The sequence below is a fragment of the Psychrosphaera aestuarii genome (assembly GCF_017948405.1).
In the GTDB taxonomy this organism is placed as follows: domain Bacteria; phylum Pseudomonadota; class Gammaproteobacteria; order Enterobacterales; family Alteromonadaceae; genus Psychrosphaera; species Psychrosphaera aestuarii.
This window is the reverse complement of the sequence record NZ_CP072844.1, coordinates 2,244,323-2,268,490: the sequence shown is the minus strand read 5'-3', so window position 1 is coordinate 2,268,490 and position 24,168 is coordinate 2,244,323. Positions and strand designations below refer to the sequence as shown.

Sequence of the window (24,168 nt, the reverse complement as noted above, 5' to 3'; positions counted from 1 at the left end):
TTTGATGACTGTATAAATCTTGAGGTCAATTTTTTTAATAATAAAAATAAATATAAAAAATATTATAAAAACAAAATAAAAGGGTAAATTATGAATAAATCTGCCTCAGCAGGTGAAATGTTAGGCCATCCTAAGGGCCTCTTCCTGCTATTCGGAACGGAAATGTGGGAGCGCATGAGCTACTACGGTATGCGTGGTATCTTTGTTTTATACCTATCAAGCTTAGCAACTGCGACGGCAATGGGTTGGGACATGGCTTACTTTGGTATTGATGCAGCCGCAGCTGGCGCTGATGATTTATACCAGACTGAACTACAGAAAAAAGCACTGGGTATTTTAGGTACCTATGCAATGCTTGTGTACGTAACTCCTGTACTTGGTGGCTGGATGGCCGACAACGTGTGGGGTCAACGTAAATCAATCATCTTTGGTGGCGTTGTAATGATGTTAGGCCAATTTGCACTTGGTACGCCGCATGAATTCATTCCAGGCATGGAACAAAGCTTTTTATGGTTAGGTCTTGCACTTCTTATTGTTGGTAATGGTTTCTTCAAGCCTAATATCTCTACCATGGTTGGTGACTTGTATGTTGAAGGCGACAAACGCCGTGACGCAGCATTTACTATCTTCTACATGGGTATTAACACAGGTTCTATCTTAGGTTACTTTGTTGTTGGTACAGTCGGTGAGAAGTATGACTATCAATACGGTTTCTTAGTTGCAGGTATTGGTATGTTGTTAGGTGTGCTGCTACAACTTGCACTTTCTAATAAATACTTAGGCGATGTAGGTGTAGAGCCTTCAGCAAAACAATCTAAAGGCGACAACGCTGCCGTTGCAAACAAACCGCTTACACCTGAAGAACGTGATCGCGTTAAAGTTATTCTAATCATGTCTTTCTTCACTATTATTTTCTGGGCTGGTTTTGAACAAGCAGCCGGTTCAATGAACTTATTCGCAAAATATAAAACTGACCTTGTATTCTTTGGTTGGGAAATGCCAGCATCATGGTTACAGTCAGTAAACCCAATCTTTATTATCATCATGGCTCCTATGTTTGCCGCTATTTGGTTAAAAATGGGCGCAGCTGAGCCAAACTCACCAAAGAAATTTGCCCTAGGTATGTTCTTCCTTGGTTTAGGCTTTATTTCAATGGTAGGTGCGGCACTTCAAATTGGTGACGATGCAAACATGAAAGCGCACGTTATCTGGTTAGTGATGGCGTACATCTTCCACACAATGGGTGAGCTATGTTTATCACCAATTGGTCTATCAATGGTTTCTCGTTTAGCACCACTTAAATATACATCATTGTTAATGGGTATGTGGTTCCTATTCTCTGGTTTAGGTAACTATGCTGCAGCAGCAATTGGTCAAATGGTTGGTGATGCAGGTCCATTGTCTACCTTTGGTGGCGTAGCCGTTATGGCCTTCCTAGGCGGTATCTGTTTATGGTTACTAAGCGACAAGCTAGTAGACTGGATGCACGGCGCAGAAGATTTCAAACCGGTTGAAGACGTTGAATCAAAAATTGATGAAGAACTATCTGTTGTTGGTACTCATGAAGGTACTCAAGAGAAGCACCTGTAATATTGAGATGCTAAGGTAGCGAGACGACTTCGTGTCGATACCGTTCAATACCGTCTCAATAAATAAACGCAGTTTAGTAATAAATTTAGTTTAATTAAAAAACCAGCTTCGGCTGGTTTTTTTGTGTTATTTTACTTAACGTATTAGTGGCAAAAACGAATTGATCACAAATTAACCAACGCCTAGCGGGTAGCAGTTGTAAATGGACAAACATAAATTAACGCACTTAAAAGCACTTGAAGCGGAAAGTATTCATATCATTCGAGAAGTCGCTGCTGAATTTAACAATCCTGTGATGTTATATTCTATCGGGAAAGACTCAGCCGTAATGCTTCATTTAGCCCGAAAAGCTTTTTTCCCAGCGAAGTTACCATTCCCTCTTTTGCATGTTGATACGCAATGGAAATTCAAAGAAATGATTGAATTTCGCGACAAAATAGCAGCAAAGTATGACCTAGATTTAAACGTTCATATTAACCCAGAAGGGGCGGCAAACAATGTTGGGCCTTTCACGCATGGCAGTTCAAAACACACCGACATCATGAAAACCCAAGGACTTCTTCAAGCACTTAATGCGGGTGGTTATGATGCCGCCTTTGGTGGAGCGCGCCGGGACGAAGAAAAAACGCGCGCCAAAGAACGCGTGTATTCATTTAGAGATAAGAATCATGCGTGGGCACCAAAACAGCAACGCCCAGAGTTGTGGAATATCTACAACGGTGATGTTGATAATGGGGAAAGTATTCGAGTCTTTCCGTTATCAAATTGGACCGAGCTAGACATATGGCAATACATCTACCTTGAGAATATAGAAATTGTGCCACTTTATTTAGCAAAAAAACGTCCAGTTGTTGAACGTGACGGAATGCTCATTATGGTAGACGACGAGCGCATGCCACTTGAGGCAGGCGAAACCCCAGAAATGAAAATGGTTCGATTTCGCACACTAGGCTGCTATCCATTAACGGGCGCTGTGGAGTCAAATGCAACAACGTTACCGGAAATTATTCAAGAAATGTTGTTAACAAAAACTTCTGAACGTCAAGGCAGAATGATAGACCATGACCAAGCTGGATCGATGGAAAAAAAGAAAATAGAAGGTTATTTCTAATGGCACATCAATCCGACTTAATCAAAACGAATATCGACGAATATCTAAAACAGCATGAAAACAAAGCATTATTGCGATTTATAACGTGTGGTTCGGTAGATGACGGCAAAAGCACCTTGATTGGTCGTTTATTGCATGACTCAAAAATGATATTTGAAGATCAAATGGCCGCCATAAAAAGCGACTCTAAACGCTTTAACAGCACAGATGGAGAATTTGACTTGGCGCTGTTAGTCGACGGTTTGCAGTCTGAGCGTGAACAAGGCATAACCATTGATGTGGCTTATCGTTACTTCTCAACAGACAAACGTAAATTTATTATTGCCGACACTCCCGGACATGAACAATACACGCGTAACATGGCAACCGGCGCCTCAACGGCAGATCTTGCCATTATTCTGATTGATGCTCGCTACGGTTTGCAAACCCAAACCCGTCGACATAGTTTTATCGCTTCTTTGCTGGGTATAAAAAACATCATCGTGGCCATCAACAAAATGGACTTAGTGGATTTCTCCGAGCCGGTATTTAAGAGTATTCAAAAAGACTACGCCGAGCTTGCGCAGCAGCTGCAATTAGAAAATATCCAATATGTGCCAATTAGTGCCTTAAAAGGTGACAACATCGTCTTACAGTCGCAACAAAGCTCATGGTATCTTGGTCAAACATTAATGGAAATGTTAGAAACGACGCCGATTAACAACTCCGCTAATTTGCACAACGCAGAAGACTTTCGTTTTCCAGTGCAATATATCAATCGACCTAACTCCGATTTTAGAGGTTTTGCCGGAACCATTGCATCAGGTGTTATAAAAGTAGGCGATGTTGTTAGCGTGTTGCCATCTGGTAAAGTAAGCTCAATTAAGAACATAATTACCTTTGATGGCGAGTTAACTCAAGCACATGCCGGAATGGCCGTTACACTGACCTTAAACGATGAAATCGATGTAGGCCGTGGCGACATCATTACCCTTGCGAATAATCAAGCGCTAGTGGCGAATGAACTTGAAGTAAACTTAATTTGGATGTCTGAGCAACCTATGGTGCCTAACAAACAATTTAACTTTAAGTTTGCGTCCAAAAAAATAGCGGGCTCGATACGGGACTTAGACTATAAAATTGACGTCAATACGATCGAAACGCAAGACGCAGTAAGGCTTGAGTTAAATGAAATAGGGCAATGCCAAATTACGTTAAATCACCAAGTCGCATTTGACCATTACGACCATTTAAAAGCGACGGGCGCGTTTATTGTTATTGACCGCCTCACCAATGTAACCGTTGGCGCTGGCATGATAAAAGGTAAAGGGCGTAACGTTATGCCTCATTCAAACGTGAATATTTCAGAATTTGAAATAGAGTTAAACGCCTTAGTTCGAAAGCACTTCCCGCATTGGGGTGCCCAAGACATTTCAGAAATATTTAAAAAGTAGCGGGCATTAGGATTTCATATGAGCGAATCAAGCAAGTTAACCTCAGAACATATCGTGAACCATCCACAAAGCGTTACTCGTGAACAACGCAGTGCTGCCAACGGCCATAACCCCGTTGTATTATGGTACACCGGCTTAAGTGGCGCAGGAAAGTCCACCATTGCGAATGCGGTCGACGCGAGACTATTTGAACAAGGTTGCCATACATACTTGTTAGATGGCGATAATGTTCGACACGGCTTAAATGGAGATTTAACTTTTTCAGATAAAGATAGAGTCGAAAACATCCGCCGTATTGGAGAAGTCAGCAAGTTATTTGTTGATGCCGGCCTTATTGTGTCAACGGCATTTATCTCGCCCTTTATGTCAGACCGATTAATGGTTCGAAATCAGCTAGAGGTAGGCCAATTTATTGAGATATTTGTTGATACCTCGTTAGATGTGTGTGAAAAAAGAGACCCAAAAGGTTTATATAAAAAAGCCAGAAGTGGCAGTATCAAAAACTTTACTGGAATCGATTCGCCCTATGATATTCCAGTGAGTCCAGAAATACATTTGAACACAGCGGGCCAGTCGGTAGAGCAGTGCGTAGATTTAATTATTGAGCAATTAAAAATTCGAAACGTTTTTGTGTAAATAACTTAGGCAAACTTGGTGCAAGTCATAATCAGTTAATGTATTATTCAACGTCGATTTTTAGGTAAAGGATTACAGTACGGCGTCCTTACCTAACGTGTTAGTAGTTTTCTGAGGATAGATATATGAACAAGGCCTTTTCCAAAGGGTTCGTTTCGCTTTTAGCAACAACATTTTTTTCATCTACATTGTTGTTATGTTCAAGCTTTGCCACCGCGCAAATCTCCACCACGCCATCGGCAGCGCAAATAGAGCAGTTTAAAAAACTTCCTAAATCGCAACAGCAAGCGCTAGCAAAACAGTTTGGTATCGACCTTAATAGTTTTGACATGTCGGGTAACAAAACTCAGAACGGTCAACAACAAGCACCAGAACTACAATATCTAAACAATCAAAATACCAATAGTGCGTTAGACCAAGCACTGACTAACACAAAAAAAACGCAGAATAAACACGACCTAAACAACTTAAAACCGTTTGGCTACGACATGTTCCAAGACATGCAAACGGCTTTTGTCCCAGGTGAAAACACCGCCGTGCCAGCCGACTACATGATTGGGCCGGGCGACACCCTAGAAATAAACTTATTTGGTAAAGAGTCATCTTCACAACAAGTTACCGTAGATAACGAAGGTAAGATTACTTTTGCGGAATTACAGCCAGTTAACGTTGCAGGACTAACTTACCAAGAAGTAAAAACACGCATTGCTGAACTCGTTGAAGTGAGCATGATCGGCATAAAGTCTTCTGTTTCAATTGCTAACTTACGCAACATACAGGTTTATGTTGTTGGTGACGTCCAAAAGCCGGGCGCATATCAATTATCTAGTTTATCAACCATGACCAACGCCCTGTTTATCAGTGGTGGCCCAAACGAAGTGGGGTCGTTACGTGACATTCAACTTAAGCGTGCAGGCAAAACCGTATCTAAGCTCGACCTATATAAATTGTTCACCCAAGGCGATGTAACTAGCGACGCTCGACTGCAACAAGGTGATGTGGTTTTTGTAAACTCAATTCAATCACAAGTAAAAGTATACGGCGAAGTGCGTCGCCCAGCGATTTACGAAGTGAAGGCAAATGAAAGCATTGCCGAAACAATCAAATTAGCGGGTGGTTTAACCTCGCTAGCGTATCCAAAAAATGTATTACTAACGACCCTAGATACAAATTATCAGCGTGTGGTAAAACGCATCGATTTAACAGAACCGTCGGCGAAGCAAAGCGTAAAAGCGGGTGATGTGGTTCGAGTTTTACCAATATCTCAGCAATTTAGCCAAGTAGTACATGTTGCCGGTGCAGTATCTAGACCAAGCAGCTATGCCTTTGTAGAAGGGATGACGTTAAACGAATTAATTACGAACGCCGATGACTTAACTCAGTCTACCGACATGAATTACGCGCTTATTGTTAGTGAAAATAATGACGGTACTATCAGCTTAAATAATTTTGCGCCACGAGCGGCACTAGCGGGCTCAAGCGTGACATTATCTGCCAACGATTTAGTCCTGTTTTTTAATCGCTATGATCAAAACGACTTTATGGCTGATAGCCTGAAAAAGCGTGAGCTAGTTGCAGCAAAACTGGATGATATTCCAAATATCTCAACAAATGAAAAGTTAGACCTTACTTACTCAGCGCAACAAAGTGCAGCAAACTCGTTAAAGCAAGAATTATTAAAACTTAACATCGCTGCATTAAAAGATGATCAAGAATTAAACTATTTATACCAATTAAAAACCGGTGACTTGCAAATTCAACAACAAGCACTGGACTCAACAAAATCATTAAGTCGCCAAGAGCTTATATTGCCAATTGTGAAGTTGTTGCAAGCCAATGTATTACCAGGACAACTAGTACCAACGGTAGAAGTCTCAGGACAAGTTAATTTCCCGGGGGTTTATCCAATATCATCAAATGCAACAATACTTGACGTAATTGCTTCAGCGGGCGGCGTTCAAGAGTCGGCAAATTTAGACGTTGGTGAAATTACGCGTATCAACAATAGCGTGAATGCATCAGACAGCACTCATGTGCGCTTTTCATTACATCAAGCCTTAAATGGCGATAAGTCGGCCAATATAGCCGTACAACCTAAAGATGTTGTTAACGTTTATCAGCAAGCCAATTGGCAAAAAGAGTCTCGTATTACATTAAGCGGTGAAGTTGTATTTCCGGGTACCTATACCATTCGTGAGGGTGAAGGTTTAGCTAATGTGATTCAGCGCGCAGGTGGCCTGACTAACTTTGCGTCATCAGAAGCCGCGTTTTTTACCCGTGAATCGTTAAGAGAGTTAGAACAAAAACAAGCACGCGATTTAGCCCGTAACTTAAGCAAAGAATTAGCGTTTAAGTCTATTTCGTCGTCGTATGCCAGCATTGCCGTGGGTGAGGTACAAACCTTAGTTAACCAATTAACAACCGTTGAGGGTGTTGGCCGGTTAGTTATTGACTTAGAAAAAGTACTAGGTGACGACAGCTACGACATTCAATTAGAAAACGGCGACAAGTTAGTTATTCCAACGTATCGCCGCGAAGTTAACGTGATTGGTGAAGTGCAAGTGGCTACCTCTCATATACACAGCAAAGATTGGGCACTAGAGGACTATTTACGTTCAAGCGGTGGTTTGCGTCAACAAGCTGACGAAGACCGTGTTTATATTATCCGTGCCAACGGCTTAGTGGATATCCCAGATTACACTTGGTTAGGCGGTGATGAAACCACCATTAATCCTGGTGATACAATCGTGGTTCCACTTGATGCGAATTACACCGACCAATTAACCTTATGGGAAAAAGCCACGTCTATTTTCTATCAGTTGACCGTAGGTTTGGCCGCTTTAGGTAGGCTTTAAACCGTTAAGTAATTGATATCAGTTTCTAACGAGAGTTAGTCTTTTAAAAGTAAAGTGGATTTTAAAATGAAATATTTAGTTACAGGTGCGGCGGGTTTTATTGGTTTTCATGTTGTTCAGGCATTGTCTAATCAGGGTCATGAAATTATCGGTATCGATAATCTGAACGATTATTATGATCCTGCATTAAAGCTAGCTCGATTAGCTCAACTTGAGCCCGTTGCTGAATTTAGTTTTATTAAACTTGATCTTGCCGATCGCGATGGCATGGCAGCCTTGTTTGAACAACAACAGTTTGACATCGTTATACATCTGGCGGCGCAAGCTGGTGTTCGTTATTCTATCGACAACCCACTGGTGTATGCAGATTCTAACTTAACCGGACACCTAACGGTATTAGAAGGGTGTCGACAGACCAAGGTAAAACACCTGGTTTACGCGTCTTCTAGTTCAGTGTATGGCTTAAATACGAAAACGCCGTTTAGCTGTGACGACAGTGTTGATCATCCTATTTCCTTATACGCCGCTACAAAAAAAGCCAACGAGTTAATGAGTCATACTTATTCTCATTTGTATGATTTACCGACATCAGGCTTACGCTTTTTTACCGTTTATGGTCCATGGGGCCGACCAGACATGGCACCTTTTAAATTCACCAAAAAAATCATCGACGGTGATGCCATTGATATTTACAACAATGGCAATTTAAGCCGAGATTTCACCTATATCGACGACATTGTTGAAGGCATAGTGCGTGTTGCAGAAAAAGTACCTAGCGCCAATAAAGACTGGACTCCAGAAGCCGGCACGGCAAAAAGCAGCTCAGCCCCTTATCGCCTGTACAATATTGGCAATGGCAATCCAGTACAGCTATTGGAGTTTGTACAAACCATTGAAAGTGCCACTGGCATTACTGCCACTAAAAATATGAAACCAATGCAACCCGGTGATGTTTATAAAACGTGGGCCGACACCCAAGACTTGTTTGACGCCGTGGGTTACCAACCTAAAACAGCACTCAAAGAAGGCATTAAACACTTTGTGCAATGGTATCGAGACTTTTACCAAGTTTAACTTGTCCGCTGTATCGACAACTCAATGATTAAAACGGAATATAATTAGTATGAAAATAGCAATTGCAGGAACTGGTTACGTTGGCTTGTCAAATGCCATGCTACTAGCGCAGCACAATAAAGTGGTTGCGGTGGATATTGTTGAAGAAAAAGTGACGATGCTAAACAATCGTCAGTCACCTATTGTTGATAAAGAAATTAGCGAGTTTTTGCTAAACGACCGTCTTAATTTTACGGCAACCACAGATAAGCAGCTTGCTTATAGTGATGCTGACTTTGTTGTTATAGCTACGCCAACGGATTACGACCCAGAAACCAATTACTTTAATACTTCATCGGTTGAGTCGGTAATAAAAGACGTCATGGCCATTAACCCAAATGCGGTGATGGTGATTAAGTCAACCGTACCCGTTGGTTTTACCGCTGATATTAAACAGCAATTTAATACTGATAACATTCTATTCTCACCCGAGTTCTTACGTGAAGGTAAGGCGTTATTCGACAACCTACATCCATCTCGTATTATTGTCGGTGAGCAATCAGAACGAGCCAAAGTATTTGCAGGTTTACTTGAGCAAGGCGCCATCAAAGAAAACGTTGATGTGCTTTTTACCGATTCCACGGAAGCTGAAGCCATCAAGTTATTCTCGAATACCTATTTAGCCATGCGTGTTGCTTACTTTAACGAGCTAGATAGCTACGCAGAAATTAATGGCCTAGACAGTAAACAAATAATTCAAGGTGTAGGACTTGACCCAAGAATAGGCAGTCACTACAACAATCCATCTTTTGGTTATGGTGGATATTGTTTACCAAAAGACACCAAACAGTTGCTCGCTAATTTTAGTGCGGTGCCGCAAAACCTAATACGCGCTATTGTTGATGCTAATACCACGCGTAAAGACTTTGTTGCCGATGCCATTATTCGTCGTAACCCTAAAGTAGTGGGCATGTACCGCTTAATCATGAAAACCGGCTCGGATAACTTCAGGGCGTCAGCAATACAAGGCATCATGAAACGTATCAAAGCCAAAGGCATTGAAGTTGTGGTGTATGAGCCTGTTTTAGAAGAAGACGAATTTTTCCGTTCAAAAGTTATTAAAGATTTAAATGAATTTAAACAAAGCAGTGATGTGATTGTAGCCAACCGCATGGTTGATGAGCTTATTGACGTTACTGACAAGGTTTATACCCGAGATTTGTTTGGGAGTGATTAATGAATAAGCAAACAGTATTAGTTACTGGCGGTGCTGGTTACATTGGCTCGCACACTATAGTAGAATTACTAACAGATACAAACACCGACTATAACGTCGTAGTGGTTGATAATTTGTGTAACTCGTCGGAAGAAAGTTTACACAAAGTGAAAAAAATCACAGGGAAGGATTTTTACTTCTATCAAGGAGATATTCGTGACCGTGATCTACTGCAAAAAATATTAGCTGAGCATACAGACATTAAATCAGTGATACATTTTGCAGCGCTTAAAGCGGTGGGCGAGTCAACACAAATCCCCCTTACTTATTATCAAAACAACGTGACTGGTACGCTAGTATTACTAGAAGAGCTTGAAAAAGCCGGTGTGCATCAATTTGTATTTAGTTCGTCGGCCACGGTATACGGTGATCCGGCTTCGGTACCTATTACTGAAGACTTTCCAACTTCCGCCACTAACCCGTATGGGCAAAGTAAGTTGATGATGGAAAATATCCTTAGGGATTTAGCCGCGTCGAACAACAACTGGTCAGTGTCGATATTACGCTATTTTAATCCAATTGGGGCGCACGAGTCTGGGTTGATTGGTGAAGACCCAAAAGGTATTCCAAACAACTTAATGCCTTTTATTGCCAAAGTAGCAGCAGGTGAATTAGACAAACTAAGTGTGTTTGGTAACGACTACAACACACCAGATGGCACTGGCGTTCGTGATTATATTCACGTAGTTGATTTAGCCAAAGGCCATTTAAAAGCCTTAGAAAAAATCGACAACGCAAGCGGTGTTATTACCCATAACTTGGGTACAGGACAAGGTTACTCAGTGTTAGAAATGGTGGAAACCTTTGAAGCCGTAACTGGCCAAAAAGTACCATACGAAATTGTCGGCCGACGTCCAGGCGATATAGCTGAATGTTGGGCAAACCCCGACAAGTCAGAACAAGAACTTGGTTGGAAAGCTGAGTTTGGACTGAAAGAGATGCTGAGTGATACTTGGCGTTGGCAAAACTCCTCCGTGCAAGTGGTAATTTAGCTCAGACTTACTTATTACGGAGAATAGCCGATACGGCATGCCATTAGATATAAATTACACAGTTGAGCTAACATTAGGGTAAGTCGACATAGATATTTTATCTATTGGTTTAGCGGCGTTCCTACGCTGTAAACAAATAATCAATAAAAGCGCGTTCCTTTAAATTATTAAAACGAACAAATAGGAATTACGATGTCAAAAGATGACGCCTTCAACTCAAGATATAACACAGAAAATAATGATGCTTCGAATCTTAAGCTAAAGAAAAGCTTGGTAGATAACGTTAGTGACTATTCTCGTAGTGAATTTCTAGAAGATAGTGATAGTGACATAGATATTAGAGAATTAGCCTCCATTATTTGGAGTAAGAAGTTACAGGTAATGTTGGTTGCTATAATATGCGCCACTTTATCTTTATTATTTTCTATTTCTTTACCAAACATTTATACAGCTAGTACTGTATTAGTTCCGTCTAGCCAGAGCTCTGCAGGAGGAATTAGTGCCCTTGCTTCTAAATATAGTGGTTTAGCCACAATCGCAGGACTCGACATTGGAACTGGTAACTCAGAAAATAAAATCGAACATGCGCTAGAGTTGGTTAAAAGTTGGCCGTATATTGAGGGGTTTGTAAATAAATATGATTTGAAACCAACTTTTATGGCTGCCAGCAAATGGGATCAAAAGACTAACACTTTAATATATGATGATGATATTTATGATTCGAAAAAAAATATCTGGCTGACTATTGACAGCCGAAGTCAAGAGCCTACAAGTTTTGAAACATACGAAAAAGTTGTAGAAAGTATAACGTTCGAACAAGACAAAACTTCAGGTTTAATAACACTTAGAGTTAGCCATTACTCACCTTATGTAGCTAAAGAGCTTGTGAACCTTCTAACAGTTGAGTTAAATGGCTATTTTAAAGAGTTAGACAAAAAAGAAGCAGAGAAAAGTATAGAAGTTTTAGCAAATAAAATTTCTGAAACTTCTAATGCTGACATGCAACAAGTCTTTTACAATATGATAGAACAACACTCTAAAACCTTGCTTATGGCTGAAGTAAATGATCAATATTTAATAAAAACCCTGGTTTCAGTAATGCTTCCAGAAAAGAAAAGTGGGCCTAAAAGGTTTTTAATAGTATTTTTATCTACTGTTTTTGGCGTTTTAACCTTTATTATTTTTATTGTTTTTAGATATCACCCAAACTCAGAGATAGGCTAATGTTGAATTATACTAGGGAGAAGTTAATGGAAAAGTTAATTTCCCTTCTTTTCGAAGAAAAAATAGCTTTTGAGAAAGATGTAAACCTAGCTTCTTATACGTACTCTAAGACTGGTAAAAAAGTAAAATTGATCGTTTATCCAGCCACTATTTTGCAAGTTGAACGGTTCGTACATATAGCAAAAAAAGTTGGCATTCAATGGAAAGTAATAGGAAATACTACCAATTTACTATTCTCTGATGCAGTTGTTTACTCTTGTTTCCTTAACTTAAAAAAAATTAGATCAATAAAAATAGATACAAAAAATAGAATCGTTGCAGAGGCTGGCGTTGATATTTCAGAGCTATCAAGGTTTTTTCTTTATAAAGAGTATAAAGGATTTGAAGGGCTGGAAGGAATACCCGGAAATCTGGGCGGTGCTATTACGATGAATGCAGGAGCATACGGATACAACATCAGTGACTATGTTGAATCTTGCCAAGTTCTTCATAATGGACACGTCAAAAAATTGAGTAAAGCTGAATTGTGCTTTGGGAAGCGATCTTCAATTTTATTAGGAGGGAACTATTTACTGCTTTCGACAACTTTTTCAGGGCTAGAAAAGGGAGAAGCCGAAGGAATAGAAAAAAGAATGAGGGTTTTTCATGCCGCTAGACATTCTTATCAAGAATTTAATTATCCGAACTTAGGGTCAATTTTTTGCTTAGACGACAAATTACATAACTTACTAATGGAAAATACCTCACTGTTAACAAAAATTAAATATAAATTCTATAATTACTTGTTTTACAACAGGTTTTCTAAGATGCTAAATAGAAAAGACCCGACGGATTTTGGTCTTACTTGTTATGTTACAAAATGTAGAAAGCTCTCTCTTGATTTCGATGTCATCTCTAGAAGAAACTTAAATACGTTTATAAATGTAGGCTATTCAACATTAAAAATATTGCAACACTTTAATTCAATTTATCAATTAGTTGATAAAAAAGATAAAATCAAAATTGAAAATGAATTTGTTTATAAAGCAATACTTGAAGTAAATGAAACTGCGCAATTCGAGCAAGAGCAAGCTATTTACATAGAACTTACTAATGGTTAAAGATTCCTTTTTAAATATTTTTGATAGGGGCCTTAAAGCGCTATTTTCACTGGTATTTCTCGTTTTATTAAGTCGCTATGCGACAGTAGAAGTTTTTGGCTCAATTATGATTTTGCTTATCTACCGTCAAATAAGTTTAGTGGTTTTTACTATTGGGAGCGATAATTATTTCTTACAGCAAATATTGGAAAATAAAAGTGTAAGCTCAAAAGTCAAATGTTTTTTAAACCATTTTTATTTGCGTTTTCTTTTAGCTTCAATTGTAATTATTTGTTCGATTGGAGTCTTCGATGAAAGTATCTCATTAATGGTTTTCTCTGGTTCTATGCTAGCTTTATCGTCACTTATTGAGAGTTATAATAGAGCTAACAATCTGATATTTGTTAATATTGTATCCTACTTCTTAATTCTCATATGTATTAGCGTCTTCTATTTAGATTTTGTAATTAATGAAAGTATTTCTTTTTCAGATGCTATTCAGATAGTTGTATTTGAATCAGTACTTGGTTTATTTGTTCTGCTACTAAGCTTTATAATTAAATATGCCAAGTATTTAAAAGGATTATTATTTTGTTTTAATTTAAAGTTCTTTCAGCCGTCAATATTGGCTTCGCTTTGCCTTTCAGCAATTGTAGCAATTTTACAATCCCGAATTGATATTATATTGCTCGAAGTGTTTGGAAGTCTTAACGATGTTGCAGAGTTAGGACTGGTATCAAGATTGGCATCTTTATTGTTTATTCCGATTGTAGCATTTAATACTGTTTTAATAGTTCGAGCTAAAACGGCTAAAGAAAATGAAATAGATGGGCATTTGTTTCGACAACTAAACCAGTTAACTTTTCTTTTTGTGTATTTAACAATGATGCTGACTAGTATTATCTTAAGCTTCAGTTTTGTTTTTATATTTGGTGATAAATATGAAGGTGCATTAACAATATTCTACATTTATATGTTTACCTTAATTCCGTCTAGTGCACTTCAGCTTCATAGCGTCTGGTACTATCAGGAAGGGTTGATAACTTTTGCACTTATTAAGAATCTAATAACCATTATCTTTTCAGGAGTTTTACTATTTCTTTTTATCCCGGTATATGGAGTGTTTGGTGCCTCCCTAATAATGGTTTTTGCGGGTTTTTTAAATGCCTTTTTATTAAATGTATTTAACAAAAAGGCATTTAAGTTACTAACTCATTCTTATAAAGGTTTGTTTTTTTACGATATAAAATTTTTAATAAAAGGAAAATAAATGGAACAAATAACGGTTCAAAAAGTTGGTGATGTGACTTCAAGCGTTGAAGTATCTGGGGCTAAAAATTCTGTTTTACCGCTAATTTGTGCAAGCGTAATGTTTGAAAAATGTACATTTAGTAATGTTCCTCAATTAACAGATGTAAAAAAGCTACTAGAGATTTTGTCAGACGATCTAGATATGACTTTTCAAAATGGTACAGAGTTAAATATTAATTCTAATTCTATTCCAAAGAAAGTATCGCTAAACTCTCCCAGAAACTCTGAAATAAGGTATTCAACTCTTTTAATGGGAGCATTGTTGGGTAAAGGGTGTACCCATATTACTATTCCGAAATCGGGTGGTTGTTCCTCATTTGGTGAACGTCCGATTGATATACACTTAGATGGCTTTGTTGAGCTTGGGTTCACTGTTTCTGATAGCGAAAGTAGTACAATTATATCAGGAGAAATATTTAAAGGAGACAAAAGAATTAAGCTTCGTTTTCCAAGTGTAGGTGCAACAATTAATTTAATATTTGCATCATTACAAACTAAGCATTCGATCACAATTGAAAACGTAGCAATTGAACCAGAAATCATTGACTTAATTAGTTATTTGAATAAACGTGGCTCTAATATTAAAATTAGTGACAGGGTAATAAGTGTATCTAACACAGAGACGTTTGGGTTAGAGGTTACCCATCGTGTAATAAATGATCGTATTGAAGCTCTGAGCTATATAGTACTCTCCGTAGTTAGTAAATCCTCAAGTTTAATTAAAAAAGTTCCATACATATATATGGAACAGCCATTAAGGTTTTTAAAAAGTTTAGGAGTCGAATTAGAACTTAAAAACAAAGATGGCAGCGTTTCAGATGTCAGAGTCAAACGTTTCATACCAGTTGAAGGGCAGGAGCCGAGGTTAGAAACTGGCGTTTATCCCAAGATTGGCACTGATTATCAACCGGTCATAGCTCCATTAATGCTATATACAGGTGGGACTATAGTTGATGAAATTTACCCTTTGCGTTTTAAATATCTAGAAGAGTTAAAGCAGTTAGGTGTAGAGGTTGATATAGAGGTAGGAAAAGCGACTATTACCAAATGGACTATAAAGAGTACCGATAATATAACGATGAACACTTACGACCTTAGGTCTGGTTTTTTTAATGTTATTATTGGCTCTAACTTTTCTAAAGTTTGTACAATAAAAAATGCTGGGCAAGTATTTAGAGGTTACGAAAATTTGGAAAGCAAACTTAATTGCTACGGTATTCAACTGTCTAGATAATGCTTAAATTAATAGAGGTTTAAATGGTAGGTTTCTTTATAAATTATACTCGTACTGGTGGTGCAGAGCAGTACTTTTATGCATTGGCACAAAGCTTTAAACAGAAAGGAATAGAAGCGGAATTATACTCTGGTGGTGGGCAGGGATCCCCTGAGGAAGTTAAAGTAAACAAGTTCAATAACATGTATTTAGATACTGATCGATTTTCAGCATTGAGCTTAATGAAAAAGGTATATTTTTTATGTATTCCTATAGTTTGTTTATTCGTAGGTTTAAAATACTTTAATAGTCTTCGTAAGTTAAGGGTTGTCATATGTTCGCATCCGTTTCCTACTATATTGGCTCTTTGCTTGTCGAAGGTTTTTCGATTTAAGGTGATTAAAGTGGTTCACCATATTTTACCTAATGAATACAGCTGTTTAGAAGGCCACTTTGGTAAAGCCGATCATTATATATCTGTTAGTAATGAGGTAAGAGATCACTTACTTAATCACAACATAAGATCTGAGGTTATTTATAATCCAATTAATTTAGATATAGAAATAAACAGTGTGGAACGCTCTAAGATAATAATGTTATCGCACGTACACAAAGATAAAAAAGAATCTATCGAAGCGTTTTGTAACTTAGCAAGTAATTATCCTAATTTACTATTTGAAGTAATTGGTGAATCAACTTCAGAATTCGCACAGGATGCTATTTTAAGCTATCCCAACATTAAGTTTCATGGAGCAATGCCAAGAAAGCACGCATTAAGCTACGTAAATAAGAATGCAAAAGTATTTGTTGGTGTTGGTCGGTCAGCTGTTGAGGCTGCTATGATGCAAATACCGACTATTATCGCAGGACATGTAAAAGGAAAGAAGGGAGGGAATTTTTCAGGAGTCTTAACACTATCAAATATAGATGCTGTTTCGTATAACAATTACTCCGGTCGTAATAGTAGTAGCCATACTTCGAGTGAACTTGAACCGTGCTTTAATTTACTAATTTCTAACCAAATTAATGAATTAGATTTACCTAGGATTTGCCTTCAATTAATTGAAAAACACGATGTCAATAACATAAGAAAACAATTTGAAAGATATGTTTTCTAAAAACGTTTTAACAGCATACTCATTTAAGTTTTTATTGGCTACATTAATATTAGTGCCCGCATCAGGGATGCTACAAATTAAAATAGCTAGTATACTTCTATTCTTACTTACTTTTATTTTAGTTAGAAAGTTTAAGTTTAAAAAAGATGAACTATTTGTTTTTACAGTTTTAAGTTTAATGTTTATAGTCGCGGCTCTAAATACCTTGGTCTATTGGCGTTTTAAGGAAGATGTAATGGTATTTCTTCCTACTATTTTAATAATTAGTGTCATTATACTCACTGGCAGAGCTGAATGTTTGATGAAGAGCTCTGTGGTACATTTACGTTATTGTTATTCTCTTAGCATAGTTTTAGCTATCGTAAAACTTATGATTATAATAACTCCTTTAGTTGGTCTTATTTCGGGGAAGTCAATAGTCGCTTTTTTTGAGAATAATTTCCCTGGCGTATCGAGTCAACTCTTTTGGGGGAATGAGAAGTTTGTAAGGGTATCACTATTAAATGAACTAATGTTGTCATTTAGCTTTTTGTTAGGCCTTATTTTTATAAGGAAAGGGTATTTTAAAAGCAAAATATATTTAATATTTCAAACCATACTCTTTGTGGCCTGTATCGTTAGTTTTCAAAGGTTTATTTGGTTATATATTAGTTGTGTTTTTATATTCCATCTAATTTTGTACAGTAAAAAAGCACCTGTATACATACTGTTTACAATTCTAATTTTCTTATCATCAGTTGCTAAGATGGAACACTCTAGTGATGGGTCTTCAAAAAGTGTTTTAGATGTTTTAATGATAAAAGTTAATGACTCGTCTTCACTAGATACTAAATCATTACAAGCTAAAAAAATTATGGAGTATTTTTCGAGTGCACCTATATTAGGACATGGCTTAACCGCTTACGTACCTAATTACACTAGAAGTGAATATAAGCCATATGTTTATGAATTCCAATTTGGAACTCTACTTGTTCAATTGGGCATTGTAGGTACTTTGCTTTATTTGTTCTTTTTTTTCATTTTTCCATATTTTACTTTTGTAAAAAGGAAAATAAATAAAGATACATTGTTAATTTCATTTAGTTTTATGATGTTATTTTTATCTTCGTTCATAAATCCATATTTACTTAGCGTTTCGGCAGTACCGTTTTTTTTATTTCATTACTTTATGCTATGGGAGAACAAGCATGGAAGTTGATATATTGCTCTCAACCTATAACGGAGAGCAATACTTAGAGGAACAATTAATATCATTATCGAATCAAAAGTCTGTTTTAGTAAACCTAATAGTTAGAGACGATTGTTCGAGCGATGGTACAGTTGATGTTTTAAATAATAATAAGTTTAGGTTTAATAAGGTATTACTTGTAGAGTCTAATGGTGTTAATTTTGGATCATCTAGAAGCTTTTTCGAATTACTAAAGTACTCAAGCGCCGATTATATATTTTTTTGTGATCAGGATGATGTTTGGTGTAGCGAAAAGTGTGAGATACAAATAAAGTCAATCGCATCAATAGGTCTTAAGAAACCGGCAGGTGTATTTTCAGATATGGCGCTCGTAGATGAAAGCTTGAGAATGATAGGTATGTCTCTTTTGTCATCTCAAAGAATGAATCCAAATCATATACTGAAATATAAAGAAGGTATTTTTGCTCAAAATCCCGTCGCAGGCTGCTCACTCTGTATTAATGCACATGCCAAAGAGTTAATATTAAAAATTAACCAAATGCCCAACAAAATTGTTCACGACCATTGGTTTGCATGTATCATTCGATTAAATGGGAACCTGATATTTTTGGATCGGCAACTTGTTCTGTATAGACAACATTCTCAGAATCAAATTGGTAATAAGATAGTTAACATAAAATATTTTTTAAACAAAATGACTAATATTGCCGAAACTTTGCGACAAGACAGTGTGTTAGTTGGATTTGGAAAGAAACATAAGGATTTTAGTTTTTTTCGCTACTTATATTTAAAAATAACTTTAAATTTTAAAAGGTTAAAAGAGAAATGATTAACTTTGATTTATTAAATGGAAAAGTCGAAGAGTTAAAAAGCCAATTTTTAAATGCTCAACCTTTTGAGCATGTTGTAATTGATAACTTTTGTGATGAAAATCTTTTATTGGAAGCTGTTGCTGCCATACCAGCTGTAAAAGAAGGTGAGGTGAACAAAAGTAGAGATTTCATATTTGCTAAAAACAAATTTGAAAAAGCTCTATTTGATGATATCCATCCTAATTTAAAGACATTGAAACGTGAGTTGTTAGCCGATGAGTTTAAAGAACTGCTATGCAAAATTACAGGTGAGAACATCTTTATCGATCCCAATTTTCATGGCGGGGGGTTACACCAAGGCGGCAAGGATAGTTTCTTAGATATGCATGTTGATTTTAATTATCATCCTAATGAACCGAGTTGGTTTAGAAATGTGAATATTCTTCTGTATTTAAATAAAGATTGGAAAAAGGATTATGGAGGTGAGTTAAAGTTGCTTGATGGTAGAGTTGAAGATGCAAATCTTCATTTAATAGAACCTTTATTTAATCGAGCCGTTATAATGTTTACACGTGATTATACATTACATGGATATGCTCCAATTAAATTCCCTGATGGGGAATATCGCAGGTCTATTGCTGCTTATGGTTACACTCAACAAGACCATGAAGGAGTTGTTAGGACGACCGTTTGGTACCCTGAAAAAGGCGGCTTTTTACGAAAACTTTTAGGTAAACATATGCCTAGGTTGGTGAAATTAAAATCAAAACTCATTGGCTCTGGGACATCAAAAAATAAATAAAATGAATATTTCGATAATCGGTACCGTTGGTGTGCCAGCCTGTTATGGTGGTTTTGAAACTCTAGTGGAAAACTTACTAGATGATAATTCCAAATCAAATGAATTTACCATTTACTGTTCGGCAAAAAGTTACGATGAGAAAATAAAAAATTATAAAAATGCAGAGCTAGTTTATTTGCCTTTAAAAGCAAATGGAATACAAAGCGTGCCCTACGATATTTGGTCTATTTTGCACTCGGTATTTATACGAAAGTCAAAAAAGATACTAATTCTAGGTGTTTCTGGGGCTATCTGTCTTCCGTTTGTTCGTTTGTTTAGTAAAGCTAAAATAGTGACAAATATTGATGGTCTTGAATGGAAGCGCGATAAGTGGGGGGCATGGGCCAAACGTTTTCTCAAGTTTTCAGAAAATCTAGCCGTGAAACACTCTGACATTATCGTTGCTGACAATAGAGGCATTGCCGACTATGTTACTTCTGAATACGAAATAAAATCCGAAGTAATCGCATATGGCGGTGATCATGCAATCGTACAAGAGTTGAATGATTGTGATGAAGATTATGCTTTAGCGTTATGCAGAATTGAACCCGAGAATAACGTAGAACTTATTCTTGAAAGCTTTAGTAGAACAAGTAGGAATTTAAAATTTATTGGTAATTGGGATAATAGCGAGTACGGTAAATCACTGAAGAGTTACTACAGTCAATTTTCGAATATTGAAATAATTGACCCAATTTATGACGTACATAAACTTTTCTTAATACGCGAAGCGTGTAAATTTTATGTTCATGGGCATTCAGCCGGCGGAACAAATCCCTCTCTAGTTGAAATGATGCATTTTAAAAAGCCGATTTTAGCGTTTGATTGTAATTATAATCGGGCATCTACTGAAGAGAAGGCGTATTACTTTTCTGATTGTAATGATTTGATTAAGCTTATAAAATCTCCAGAAAAAGCAAGCAATGGCAAAGATATGAAAGAAATAGCCCAACGAAAGTACACGTGGGATATAGTAAAACAACAATACTTGGATTTATTTGATGAATAGAAAAGGAATTATTTTAGCCGGTGGCAGCGGCACTCGATTATACCCGCTGACCAAAGTTGTAAGTAAACAATTAATGCCAGTATACGATAAACCAATGGTTTATTATCCACTTGCAACGTTAATGCAAGCTGGAATACAGGAAATACTAGTTATTGCTACACCTGAAGAGGTTGGGCGCTTTGAAGAGTTATTAGGTAATGGCGATAATTTTGGCGTTAAGATTGAATACCAAGTTCAGCCAAGCCCTGATGGCTTAGCGCAAGCATTTATTCTGGCGGAAGAGTTTCTTGATGGTGCAGCAGCTGCGCTCGTGCTCGGGGATAATATGTTTTATGGCCACGACCTTGTTAAGTCTTTAAAAGCTGCAAATGAACAAGAGGTTGGTGGTACGGTCTTTGGATACCATGTTTCAAATCCAAAGTCTTATGGTGTTGTTGAGTTTGATGATGCGGGGAATGCAATAAGTATTGAAGAAAAGCCAGCTCAACCAAAGTCAAATTATGCGGTGCCGGGTTTGTATTTTTTCGATAGTCGAGTGGTAGAGTTTGCAAAAAATGTAAAACCTTCAGCTCGTGGTGAATTAGAAATAACTGATGTAATTCAGCAATATCTAGATGCTGGCGAATTAAAAGTCGAGATCATGGGCCGTGGAACGGCATGGCTGGACACCGGTACACACGATGATTTATTGGCTGCTGCTCAATTTATTGCCACCATCGACAAAAGGCAAGGATTAAAGGTTAACTGCCCAGAAGAAGTAGCATTTAGAAACGGCTGGTTATCTGCTGAGAAATTAAAAGAAATAGCGCAGCCTCTTCGAAAAAGTGGCTACGGTGAGTACTTGCTTAAACTAATAGATGAAAAGGTATTTTCGTGAACATTATTGAAACCACTATTCCCGATGTCAAGATTCTAGAGCCTAAAGTGTTCGGGGACGAACGCGGATTTTTTCTAGAGACATTTCGAACTGACTGGTTTAAAGCTAACATTGCGGATGTTGATTTTGTCCAAGATAACCACAGTAAATCTGCACAAGGTATATTACGCGGATTACATTACCAAACTGAACAAACGCAAGGTAAGTTGGTTCGTGTTGTATCTGGTGAAGTGTATGATGTTGCGGTAGACATGAGAGCAGGTAGTGCAACTTATGGGCAAAGTTTTGGAACATTATTGTCAGCAGAAAATAAACGTCAACTGTGGGTTCCTGCTGGTTTTGCACATGGCTTTTATGTAACTTCAGAAAGCGCAGAGTTCGTCTATAAGTGCACAGACTATTACGCACCCCAATTCGAACAAAGTGTACTTTGGAATGATCCTCAATTAGAAATTGATTGGCCTCTCGTAAACGGCCAAGCGCCATTGTTATCAGATAAGGATAAGAATGGATTACCCTTTTCAGAAGCCCCGAGCTTCTAGTATGTATATAAAAGAATAACACATTATGAACAAAACAATTTTTATTACGGGTGGTGCAGGCTTTATAGGCTCCGCTTTAGTTCGTTATTTAATTAACGAAACAACTCATACAGTTATCAATTTTGATAAGTTGACCTATGCCGGTAACTTAGAGTCGCTTGTTTCTGTAGAGCAGTCGCCTCGTTACCACTTTGTAAAAGGTGATATATGTGACAAGGCGCTGGTAGAAGCGACGTTCAAGCAATACCAACCTGATTTTATTATGCATTTGGCGGCAGAGAGCCACGTTGATCGTTCAATTGATGGACCAGGTGAATTCATTGAAACTAATATAGTTGGAACTTATGCACTTTTAGAAGCATCGCGTATTTATTATTCAAAAATGGATGATGAACAAAAAGCCAGATTTAGATTTCATCATATATCGACAGACGAAGTTTATGGCGATTTAGGTGAAACTGGTTTGTTTACCGAAGAAACGTCATATGAACCTAGCTCTCCATATTCTGCGAGCAAGGCAGCATCTGATCATTTAGTGCGTGCATGGGGAAGAACTTATAACTTACCGATTGTTGTTACTAACTGTTCAAATAATTATGGCCCATACCACTTCCCGGAAAAACTAATTCCTTTAGTGATTTTAAATGCTCTTGAGGGCAAGGCTCTACCTATTTACGGTGACGGCAAGCAGGTTCGTGATTGGTTGTTTGTTGAAGATCACGCTCGGGCTTTATATAAAGTCGTTAGCGACGGAGCCTTAGGTGAAACTTACAACATAGGCGGTTTTAATGAGAAGCAAAATATTGAAGTAGTGCGAACTATTTGCAGTATTTTAAATGAACTGGTAGCCGATAAGCCGGCCGGTGTTGAAAGCTTTGAAGAGTTAATTACCTACGTTAAGGATCGTCCAGGTCATGACGTTCGCTACGCAATAGACGCGTCAAAAATCAATAAAGAGTTAGGTTGGCACCCTGAAGAAACTTTCGAGTCTGGTATTCGTAAAACGGTACAGTGGTACTTGGATAATCAAGTTTGGTGTAAAAACGTGCAAGATGGCAGTTATCAGCGTGAGCGACTAGGCAGCGAATAAATTAAGAGTTAAAAAATGAATGCAGTAATAATTGGCCGTAACGGTCAAGTTGCTTGGGAACTGCAACAGACAGTTCCTAAAAACACAAATATATTGGTATTAGGCAGTCAGGATGTTGATATTACAGATTTATCTGATCTCACTAATGCACTAGCTGAGCATGAGGTAGACGTAATTATCAATGCGTCCGCTTATACAGCTGTCGACAAAGCTGAAACTGATAAAGAAAACGCTTTTCTTATCAATGAACAAGCGGTTAGGAACTTGGCTGTTGTTGCCAAAAACAAACAAGCGCGATTTATTCATATATCAACAGACTTTGTATTTGATGGCGAGCATAACCAAGCCTACAAAACAACGGATATGACTAACCCTGTCAGTGTTTATGGTGCTTCAAAGTTAGCTGGCGAACAGGCTGCATTCGATGAGTATAGGCACAATACGGTAGTAGTTCGTACGTCATGGGTGTATTCTTCACACGGTAATAACTTTGTTAAAACCATGTTACGGTTAATGGAAGAAAAAGAGCAACTAAGCGTAGTTGCAGACCAAATTGGTTGCCCTACTTATGCGAGGGGGTTAGCGGAGTTCTTGTGGGTGCTATCGTCAGAAAATAAAGTTGAATCTATCTATAATTGGTCAGACTTAGGTGTTGCGAGCTGGTATGACTTTGCAATAGCTATTCAAAGTGAAGCGTTGGAACAAGGATTATTAAGCAAACGCATACCGATCTCACCGATAGCTACAGAAGATTATCCGACGCCAGCCAAACGACCAAAGTTTAGTTTATTGGATCATTTAAGTAGCAGTCACGTTTATCAAGCCAAACATTGGCAATTAAACTTGGCGCAAATGCTAAAAGCCTTGTTATAATCGAATACATTATTATTGAACGCGGTTCTAGTTAGTTTGCAAGC

At 37.7% G+C, this 24,168-nt stretch carries 21 protein-coding genes; all 21 read left to right on the top strand.

The window, feature by feature from the left end:
• The first annotated feature begins 90 nt into the window (after window positions 1–90).
• The 21 genes from J9318_RS10310 (at window position 91) to rfbD (ending at window position 24,124) form a co-directional block, all read left to right on the top strand.
• Window positions 91–1,590 carry a peptide MFS transporter gene (locus tag J9318_RS10310; RefSeq protein WP_210559845.1) on the top strand — a complete coding sequence of 500 codons (1,500 nt, stop codon included), beginning with the start codon at window positions 91–93 and terminating at the stop codon, window positions 1,588–1,590.
• Window positions 1,591–1,792: 202 nt separating this feature from the next.
• Window positions 1,793–2,701 carry a sulfate adenylyltransferase subunit CysD gene (cysD, locus tag J9318_RS10305; protein ID WP_210559844.1) on the top strand — a complete coding sequence of 303 codons (909 nt, stop codon included), beginning with the start codon at window positions 1,793–1,795 and terminating at the stop codon, window positions 2,699–2,701.
• Entirely contained in the window at window positions 2,701–4,134 is a 1,434-nt protein-coding gene (cysN, locus tag J9318_RS10300; RefSeq protein ID WP_210559843.1) for a sulfate adenylyltransferase subunit CysN, read from the top strand. Before cysD ends, cysN begins: the two co-directional genes overlap by 1 nt.
• Before the next feature lie 18 nt (window positions 4,135–4,152).
• Window positions 4,153–4,770, top strand: coding sequence for an adenylyl-sulfate kinase (gene cysC / locus J9318_RS10295; RefSeq protein ID WP_210559842.1), 618 nt, complete (start codon window positions 4,153–4,155; stop codon window positions 4,768–4,770).
• Window positions 4,771–4,895: 125 nt separating this feature from the next.
• A complete protein-coding gene (locus tag J9318_RS10290; RefSeq protein ID WP_210559841.1) occupies window positions 4,896–7,625 on the top strand; it encodes an SLBB domain-containing protein in 2,730 nt (909 codons plus the stop codon).
• 66 nt (window positions 7,626–7,691) lie between these two features.
• Window positions 7,692–8,699 carry an NAD-dependent epimerase gene (locus J9318_RS10285; RefSeq protein WP_210559840.1) on the top strand — a complete coding sequence of 336 codons (1,008 nt, stop codon included), beginning with the start codon at window positions 7,692–7,694 and terminating at the stop codon, window positions 8,697–8,699.
• A 49-nt stretch (window positions 8,700–8,748) separates the two neighbouring features.
• A complete protein-coding gene (locus tag J9318_RS10280) occupies window positions 8,749–9,915 on the top strand; it encodes a nucleotide sugar dehydrogenase (protein WP_210559839.1) in 1,167 nt (388 codons plus the stop codon).
• Window positions 9,915–10,946 (top strand): UDP-glucose 4-epimerase GalE, encoded by a 1,032-nt coding sequence (galE, locus tag J9318_RS10275; RefSeq protein WP_210559838.1) that lies wholly within the window; start codon window positions 9,915–9,917, stop codon window positions 10,944–10,946. The genes J9318_RS10280 and galE overlap by 1 nt, the downstream gene beginning before the upstream one ends.
• A 192-nt stretch (window positions 10,947–11,138) precedes the next feature.
• Window positions 11,139–12,170 carry a Wzz/FepE/Etk N-terminal domain-containing protein gene (locus J9318_RS10270; protein WP_210559837.1) on the top strand — a complete coding sequence of 344 codons (1,032 nt, stop codon included), beginning with the start codon at window positions 11,139–11,141 and terminating at the stop codon, window positions 12,168–12,170.
• 26 nt (window positions 12,171–12,196) lie between these two features.
• Entirely contained in the window at window positions 12,197–13,270 is a 1,074-nt protein-coding gene (locus J9318_RS10265; RefSeq protein ID WP_210559836.1) for a UDP-N-acetylmuramate dehydrogenase, read from the top strand.
• Window positions 13,263–14,519 carry a lipopolysaccharide biosynthesis protein gene (locus J9318_RS10260; protein WP_210559835.1) on the top strand — a complete coding sequence of 419 codons (1,257 nt, stop codon included), beginning with the start codon at window positions 13,263–13,265 and terminating at the stop codon, window positions 14,517–14,519. Before J9318_RS10265 ends, J9318_RS10260 begins: the two co-directional genes overlap by 8 nt.
• Window positions 14,520–15,794 (top strand): hypothetical protein, encoded by a 1,275-nt coding sequence (locus tag J9318_RS10255; protein ID WP_210559834.1) that lies wholly within the window; start codon window positions 14,520–14,522, stop codon window positions 15,792–15,794.
• A gap of 23 nt (window positions 15,795–15,817) precedes the next feature.
• Window positions 15,818–16,891 (top strand): glycosyltransferase family 4 protein, encoded by a 1,074-nt coding sequence (locus J9318_RS10250; protein WP_210559833.1) that lies wholly within the window; start codon window positions 15,818–15,820, stop codon window positions 16,889–16,891.
• Entirely contained in the window at window positions 16,872–18,089 is a 1,218-nt protein-coding gene (locus J9318_RS10245) for a hypothetical protein (protein WP_210559832.1), read from the top strand. The genes J9318_RS10250 and J9318_RS10245 overlap by 20 nt, the downstream gene beginning before the upstream one ends.
• Window positions 18,079–18,909 (top strand): glycosyltransferase family 2 protein, encoded by an 831-nt coding sequence (locus tag J9318_RS10240; RefSeq protein WP_210559831.1) that lies wholly within the window; start codon window positions 18,079–18,081, stop codon window positions 18,907–18,909. Before J9318_RS10245 ends, J9318_RS10240 begins: the two co-directional genes overlap by 11 nt.
• The gene (locus tag J9318_RS10235; RefSeq protein WP_210559830.1) at window positions 18,906–19,694 is read left to right on the top strand and encodes a 2OG-Fe(II) oxygenase; all 789 of its coding nucleotides are present in this window, start codon (window positions 18,906–18,908) and stop codon (window positions 19,692–19,694) included. The genes J9318_RS10240 and J9318_RS10235 overlap by 4 nt, the downstream gene beginning before the upstream one ends.
• Window position 19,695: 1 nt before the next feature.
• Window positions 19,696–20,742, top strand: a complete 1,047-nt coding sequence (locus J9318_RS10230) for a DUF1972 domain-containing protein (RefSeq protein ID WP_210559829.1) — start codon at window positions 19,696–19,698, stop codon at window positions 20,740–20,742.
• The gene (rfbA, locus tag J9318_RS10225) at window positions 20,735–21,619 is read left to right on the top strand and encodes a glucose-1-phosphate thymidylyltransferase RfbA (protein WP_210559828.1); all 885 of its coding nucleotides are present in this window, start codon (window positions 20,735–20,737) and stop codon (window positions 21,617–21,619) included. Before J9318_RS10230 ends, rfbA begins: the two co-directional genes overlap by 8 nt.
• Window positions 21,616–22,161, top strand: coding sequence for a dTDP-4-dehydrorhamnose 3,5-epimerase (gene rfbC, locus J9318_RS10220; protein WP_210559827.1), 546 nt, complete (start codon window positions 21,616–21,618; stop codon window positions 22,159–22,161). The genes rfbA and rfbC overlap by 4 nt, the downstream gene beginning before the upstream one ends.
• 25 nt (window positions 22,162–22,186) lie before the next feature.
• A complete protein-coding gene (gene rfbB / locus J9318_RS10215; RefSeq protein ID WP_210559826.1) occupies window positions 22,187–23,251 on the top strand; it encodes a dTDP-glucose 4,6-dehydratase in 1,065 nt (354 codons plus the stop codon).
• A gap of 15 nt (window positions 23,252–23,266) precedes the next feature.
• The gene (gene rfbD / locus J9318_RS10210) at window positions 23,267–24,124 is read left to right on the top strand and encodes a dTDP-4-dehydrorhamnose reductase (protein ID WP_210559825.1); all 858 of its coding nucleotides are present in this window, start codon (window positions 23,267–23,269) and stop codon (window positions 24,122–24,124) included.
• Window positions 24,125–24,168: the final 44 nt, after the last annotated feature.

Coding starts and splice junctions, on each gene's coding strand:
- J9318_RS10270 (WP_210559837.1), top strand. CDS start 11,139: ATGTCAAAAGATGACGCCTTCAACTCAAGATATAACACAGAAAATAAT.
- rfbA (WP_210559828.1), top strand. CDS start 20,735: ATGAATAGAAAAGGAATTATTTTAGCCGGTGGCAGCGGCACTCGATTA.
- J9318_RS10310 (WP_210559845.1), top strand. CDS start 91: ATGAATAAATCTGCCTCAGCAGGTGAAATGTTAGGCCATCCTAAGGGC.
- J9318_RS10280 (WP_210559839.1), top strand. CDS start 8,749: ATGAAAATAGCAATTGCAGGAACTGGTTACGTTGGCTTGTCAAATGCC.
- J9318_RS10240 (WP_210559831.1), top strand. CDS start 18,079: ATGGAAGTTGATATATTGCTCTCAACCTATAACGGAGAGCAATACTTA.
- cysC (WP_210559842.1), top strand. CDS start 4,153: ATGAGCGAATCAAGCAAGTTAACCTCAGAACATATCGTGAACCATCCA.
- rfbB (WP_210559826.1), top strand. CDS start 22,187: ATGAACAAAACAATTTTTATTACGGGTGGTGCAGGCTTTATAGGCTCC.
- J9318_RS10260 (WP_210559835.1), top strand. CDS start 13,263: ATGGTTAAAGATTCCTTTTTAAATATTTTTGATAGGGGCCTTAAAGCG.
- J9318_RS10290 (WP_210559841.1), top strand. CDS start 4,896: ATGAACAAGGCCTTTTCCAAAGGGTTCGTTTCGCTTTTAGCAACAACA.
- J9318_RS10255 (WP_210559834.1), top strand. CDS start 14,520: ATGGAACAAATAACGGTTCAAAAAGTTGGTGATGTGACTTCAAGCGTT.
- J9318_RS10230 (WP_210559829.1), top strand. CDS start 19,696: ATGAATATTTCGATAATCGGTACCGTTGGTGTGCCAGCCTGTTATGGT.
- cysD (WP_210559844.1), top strand. CDS start 1,793: ATGGACAAACATAAATTAACGCACTTAAAAGCACTTGAAGCGGAAAGT.
- J9318_RS10250 (WP_210559833.1), top strand. CDS start 15,818: ATGGTAGGTTTCTTTATAAATTATACTCGTACTGGTGGTGCAGAGCAG.
- J9318_RS10265 (WP_210559836.1), top strand. CDS start 12,197: ATGGAAAAGTTAATTTCCCTTCTTTTCGAAGAAAAAATAGCTTTTGAG.
- J9318_RS10285 (WP_210559840.1), top strand. CDS start 7,692: ATGAAATATTTAGTTACAGGTGCGGCGGGTTTTATTGGTTTTCATGTT.
- rfbD (WP_210559825.1), top strand. CDS start 23,267: ATGAATGCAGTAATAATTGGCCGTAACGGTCAAGTTGCTTGGGAACTG.
- cysN (WP_210559843.1), top strand. CDS start 2,701: ATGGCACATCAATCCGACTTAATCAAAACGAATATCGACGAATATCTA.
- J9318_RS10235 (WP_210559830.1), top strand. CDS start 18,906: ATGATTAACTTTGATTTATTAAATGGAAAAGTCGAAGAGTTAAAAAGC.
- galE (WP_210559838.1), top strand. CDS start 9,915: ATGAATAAGCAAACAGTATTAGTTACTGGCGGTGCTGGTTACATTGGC.